The organism is Pauljensenia hongkongensis, from assembly GCF_001746855.1.
GTDB classification, from domain to species: Bacteria; Actinomycetota; Actinomycetes; order Actinomycetales; family Actinomycetaceae; genus Pauljensenia; species Pauljensenia hongkongensis.
On sequence record NZ_CP017298.1, the window covers coordinates 532,434 to 537,443 of the forward strand.

General features: G+C 72.0%; 6 protein-coding genes. 1 reads left to right on the forward strand and 5 read right to left on the reverse strand.

The window, feature by feature from the left end:
* The 4 genes from BH719_RS02235 to BH719_RS02245 form a co-directional block, all read right to left on the reverse strand.
* On the reverse strand, window positions 1–403 hold a 403-nt coding region (locus BH719_RS02235), incomplete at its 3' end, for a translation initiation factor IF-2 N-terminal domain-containing protein (protein ID WP_173647175.1).
* A gap of 73 nt (window positions 404–476) precedes the next feature.
* Complete coding sequence (locus BH719_RS09000; protein ID WP_281198327.1) at window positions 477–827, reverse strand: YlxR family protein; 351 nt, start codon at window positions 825–827, stop codon at window positions 477–479.
* 45 nt (window positions 828–872) lie between these two features.
* Window positions 873–1,901, reverse strand: a complete 1,029-nt coding sequence (gene nusA / locus BH719_RS02240) for a transcription termination factor NusA (RefSeq protein ID WP_009743115.1) — start codon at window positions 1,899–1,901, stop codon at window positions 873–875.
* A gap of 7 nt (window positions 1,902–1,908) precedes the next feature.
* Window positions 1,909–2,394, reverse strand: a complete 486-nt coding sequence (locus BH719_RS02245; RefSeq protein WP_009743116.1) for a ribosome maturation factor RimP — start codon at window positions 2,392–2,394, stop codon at window positions 1,909–1,911.
* Window positions 2,395–2,483: 89 nt separating this feature from the next.
* Between BH719_RS02245 and BH719_RS02250 the strand changes: the two genes are divergently transcribed.
* Window positions 2,484–3,524 (forward strand): hypothetical protein, encoded by a 1,041-nt coding sequence (locus BH719_RS02250; RefSeq protein WP_009743117.1) that lies wholly within the window; start codon window positions 2,484–2,486, stop codon window positions 3,522–3,524.
* 201 nt (window positions 3,525–3,725) lie between these two features.
* On the opposite strand, the gene BH719_RS02255 is transcribed toward BH719_RS02250, so the two are convergent.
* The gene (locus BH719_RS02255) at window positions 3,726–4,778 is read right to left on the reverse strand and encodes a 3-isopropylmalate dehydrogenase (protein WP_009743118.1); all 1,053 of its coding nucleotides are present in this window, start codon (window positions 4,776–4,778) and stop codon (window positions 3,726–3,728) included.
* Window positions 4,779–5,010: the final 232 nt, after the last annotated feature.

Consider the following 5,010-nt stretch of genomic DNA (forward strand, 5'->3'; position numbering starts at 1 on the left):
TGCCCGGCGCCGGAGCGGGGGCCTTGGGCGCGGCACCGGGCTTGGGGGCTTTCGCGGCGGACGGCTTCGGGGCCACGGGCGCCTTGGGCGCGGCGGCGGGTTTGGGGGCGGCGGGCTTCGCACCGCCCTTGGGGGCGGCGGGCTTCTTCGGCGCGGGCTTCGCCTTCGCCGTCTCCCTGCCCTTCGCACCGCCCTTGGGGGCGGCGGGCTTCTTCGGCGCGGGCTTCGCGTCGGCCTTCGGCTTCGCGGCCGCGAACTTCTCGCGCATGGACCGCACGACGGGCGGTTCCAGGGACGACGAGGAGGACTTGACGAACTCACCCGCTTCCTTCAGGCGCCCCATCAATTCCTTGCTCGTGATTCCGAGCTCCTTGGCGAGCTCGTGGACACGCAACTTTGCCACATTTCTCCTGTCCGGAAGCGCCTCCGGGCAGGAGGCGCGTTATTCGTCTTGCTGGCAGCTCATCGCTGGGTACTCATCGGGTGCCCATCAGCTTCCAACCCGCTTCCGTTTCTCGATCGTCGGCGTTCGCCGCTTGACTCGCGATCGCCTCCAGTTGCGCCCACACTGAGGAGCCGGTGCCGGTCCGCGCGCGCATGACGCGCTCCAACGCCCGGCGTCCGCGGGCCGCCTGGACGCACGCGGGATCGGGGTGGATCCACGCGCCCCTGCCGGGCTGATCACGTCGGAGGTCCACTGTCGCGGGGCCTCCTGGGGGCACGACCACGCGGACGAGGTCCGCTCGCGCGCCGCGCTCGCCGCAGCCGATGCACGTCCGGACGGGGCCGCCAGAGGCGGCGCCCCCCGGTGCGGATGGTTGCGACACGGTTACCTAGTTTAATCCACGCGCGGCGCGGCCCCTGGCCAACTCCTATGAGCGACTGGTCACGGAATCCGGCGTGGACACGCGCGAGGCGGTCGCCTCGTCCCCCGTTTCCGTGTCCGAGTGGATGTCGATGTGGAAGTTGGTGAGCCTGGCGGCCAGGCGGGCGTTCTGCCCCTCCTTGCCGATGGCGAGGGAGAGCTGGAAATCGGGGACGATCGCCGTCGCGGTGCGGTTGTCGACGGAGTGGACGACGACGCGGGTCACGCGCGCGGGCGAGAGGGCGTTGGCGACGAAGCGCGCGGGGTCGTCCGAGTAGTCGACGATGTCGATCTTCTCGCCGCCGAGCTCGGTCATCACCGCGCGGACGCGGGCGCCCACGGGGCCGATGCACGCGCCCTTGGCGTTGATGCCCTCGCGGGTGGCCGCCACGGCGATCTTCGTGCGGTGCCCCGCCTCGCGGGCGATCGCCCTGATCCTCACCAGCCCCTGCTGGATCTCGGGGACCTCGCGCTCGAAGAGGCACTCGACCAGGCCGGGGTGCGTGCGCGACAGGGTGACGCGGGGGCCGCGCTCGGTGCGCTCGACGCCGACCACGAAGGCGCGGATGCGGTCGCCGTGGCGGTATGCCTCACCCGGGACCTTCTCCGAGTCGGGCAGGACGGCCTCGAAGTCGTCGCTGATCTGGACCCGCGTGAGGTGGCCGTCCCTGCTCTGCTGGACGGTGCCGGTGATGATCTGGCCCTCCCGCCCGGCGAAGTCGCCGAAGACGCGCTGGTCGTCGGCGTCGCGGAGCCTGGCCATGATGACCGAGCGGGCGGTGGCCTGGGCGATGCGCCCGAAATTCTTCGGCGTGTCGTCGAACTCCCCGATGGGGTTGCCGTCCTCGTCCTCGTCGACGGCCATGACCGTGACGCGCCCGGTCTTCTTGTCGATCTCGATGCGGGCCTCGCTGATCGCGCCCGGGATGTTGTGGTAGGCCTTGAGCAGGGCCTCCTCGATGGCGTCGACCAGGGTGTCCAGGGAAACGCCCTTCTCGGTCTCCACCATGCGCAGTGCCGTCATGTCGATTTCCATGTCCGCCTCAATCCTTTGAACCGAGTTCGACGCGGGCCCGCGCCTTCTTCATGTTTGCGTACTCGATGGTAGTCGTTCCCCCGTCGGTTTCCAGTGTGGCCGACACGTCGTCCGCAGCGCGGACACGCCCGCTCACGTGCCCGCCGTCACGGAGCTTGACCCGCACGGGCAGGCCGACCTGGCGTTTCCAGTGGCGGGGTTCGGTGAGCTCGCGCTCAGCACCGGGGGTGGACACCTCCAGCAGGTACTCGCCATCGATGGGGTCCGCCCGGTCGAGGGCGGCCGACACGGCGCGCGAGACCGCGGCGAGGGTGTCCGAGTCCACTCTCGCCTGCTCACCGGCGCCCTCGACCAGCGGGGTGTCGACCGTGACCCGCACCAAGGGGGTGCCCCCGGAGCGGGTGCGCACGACCGTGTCGAGTTCCAGGTCCTCGCGCGCGACGACCGGACCCAGGAGTTCCTCGAGTCGCGCGTCTCGTGCTGGATGTGCCATTGCTCCCCGCTTTCCGCTGTGTGGGACGCGCCAGGACCGGCGCGCCGACTTGGGTCTATATCCTACCCGGGGTGTGGGATGATTCCACCGTGCCTGTTTTGATTTCCGAAACCACCCGCCCCGCGCCCGCCGGAGCGCCGAGGCGCGGCGCGCTCGCCCGAGCGGGCGCTGCGTGCGCCGTCGTGGCCGCCGTCGTGTCCGGATGCTCCTCCTCGTCCCTGCCGCAGTTGTCCGGGTTCGCCCAGGTCCGGGACTTGTCGGCGCGCACCGAGGCGGCGGCGGAGCTGCGCGCCCGGGCCCTTTCCACGGCCGCCGTGGCGTGCGCCTCCTGCCAGCAGGCGCTGGGCTCGTTGGCCGACGAGTCCTCCACCAGGCTCACGGCACTGGGCGGACTGTGGGATCCGTGGGGAGGGCGGCCCCCCGAGGGCGCAGAGGAGCCCGCGCCCGTCTCCGACGCCCCCGTGGACGTCGAGGGCTTCGTGGCGTGGTTGGCGGCCACCGCCGAGCGCGACTTGGCTGCCGCTGCGGATCCGACGACCACAGAGTCGGGCGATGACGCGCGCACCCTGGCGGCGATCGCCCTGGGGCGCTACCGCAGCGCCCAGTCCCTGGCCTCCGTCTACGGGATCTCGGTGACCACCGGGGCCGCGCGGGCGGAGTCGGCCAACCAGCGGCTCAACGGACTCAGCGGGGCGGGGGTGCAGACCTGGGGCGTCCAGGACTTCCGCACCTCTCCACTGCCCGCCCTGCCGTTCGGCCGGGCGGACCAGGGCCTGGCCTCGTCGCCCGCGCTGTCCGCCGCGGTCGCCTCGTGGGACTGCGTCGCCCAGATGCTGCCGCGCAACCGTGTCTCGGGCGAGCCGCTGGCCGATGCCGACGAGCGCGCCGAGGAACTCATGGTGCGCGCCGACCAGGCGCTGTCGGCCGGCGTGGCCGACGCGCGGACTGTGCGCTGCTCCCTGCCCTCGTCCTCGCCCGCCGACCTGGCGGTGGACCTGGTGGCCGCGGACGTGTCCCTGCTGGCCTCCGACTCGGCCCCTGTGCGGGCCGTGGGGGTCAACACGGCGCTCACCGATATCACCCGCTGGGGCTCGGTGGCAGCCTTCGGGGCGGTCATCGGGGTCCAGTGACGGCGCCCGGCGGGCGGAGCTCCAATCGGTGCCGCGCCACCGCGCGGACCTGTGCGCCCCGTGCTGCCTGGCCGCAGGGGCGCCCCTCCGGGCGCTTCGCCCAGTCCGCCCGCCTCACCGCCGCAAGCGCGGGCACGGGGGCGCCCCTCCGGGCCCCTGGCCGGGATCCGCAGCGCTTGAGCGCACGGCGCGGCAGTCCCCTCAGATGAGCGCGGTGATCGCGTCGCCGGTCTGCTCGGTGGTGCGCGCCAGCGGCTCCCCCGCGCGGTTCGCCTCCGCCCGCGCGGCCATGTCGCGGGCGATCGCCGCCTCGACGCGCCCGGCCGGCCCGCCGTGCCCCAGGAAGTCCAGCATGAGCGCCACCGAGGCGATGGCCGCCGTCGGGTCCGCTTTCCCCTGACCGGCGATATCGGGTGCGGAGCCGTGGACGGGCTCGAACATCGAGGGGAACTCGCCGCTGGGGTTGAGGTTGCCCGAGGCGGACAGGCCTATGCCGCCGGTGACGGCTCCCGCCTCGTCGGTGAGGATGTCCCCGAAGAGGTTGTCGGTGACGATGACGTCGAAGCGCCCCGGGTCGGTCACCATGTGGATCGTCGCGGCGTCGATGTGGCAGTAGCCGGTTTCCACATCGGGGTACTCGCGGCCGACTGACTCCACAATGCGCCGCCACAGGTGGCCGGCGTTGACCAGGACGTTGTGCTTGTGGACCAGGGTGAGCCTCTTGCGGCGCTTCCGGGCCAGGGCGAAGGCGTAGCGGACCACCCTTTCAACACCGTACGCGGTGTTGACCGAGACCTCCGTGGCGATCTCGTGGGGCGTCCCCACGCGCAGGGCCCCGCCGTTGCCCGCGTAGAGGCCCTCCGTGCCCTCCCTCACGACGACGAAGTCGATGTCGCCGGGATCGGCCAGGGGCGTGGGGACCCCGTCGTAGTACTTCGAGGGGCGCAGGTTGACGTAGTGGTCCAACGCGAATCGGAGCCTGAGCAGCAGGCCGCGCTCCAGGACGCCCGAGGGCACGGAGGGGTCCCCAACCGCCCCTAGCAGGATGGCGTCGTGGGCCTTGATCCGGGCGAGGTCGGCCTCCGTGAGCGTCTCCCCGGTGCGGTGCCAGCGCCTGGCCCCCAGGTCGAAGTGGGTGGTGGCGATGTCAGTGCCCGTCCCCTCCAGCGCCCGCGCGAGCGCCTTGAGCGCCTCGGGCACGACCTCCTGGCCGATTCCGTCGCCGGGGATTACTGCGATGTTCAGCGTTGTCATGGTGCTATCTTCCCGTTCCCTCCCGGCTGCGGGCGGATGGTGTCCGCGCATTGGGAAGCCGCGCGCTCACCCGGCGCGCCTGGGAGGGGCCGCGGGCCGATCCCCCCGGATTGTGCGTCCCTCCCCCGGCTACGCACACAAGGACCCTTATTTACGCAACACGCGCCGTACACAAGGGCGGGATCAAGCCCTTGTGTGCGGCCCCGTGTTTCCTAATTCCCTCCCTTGTGTG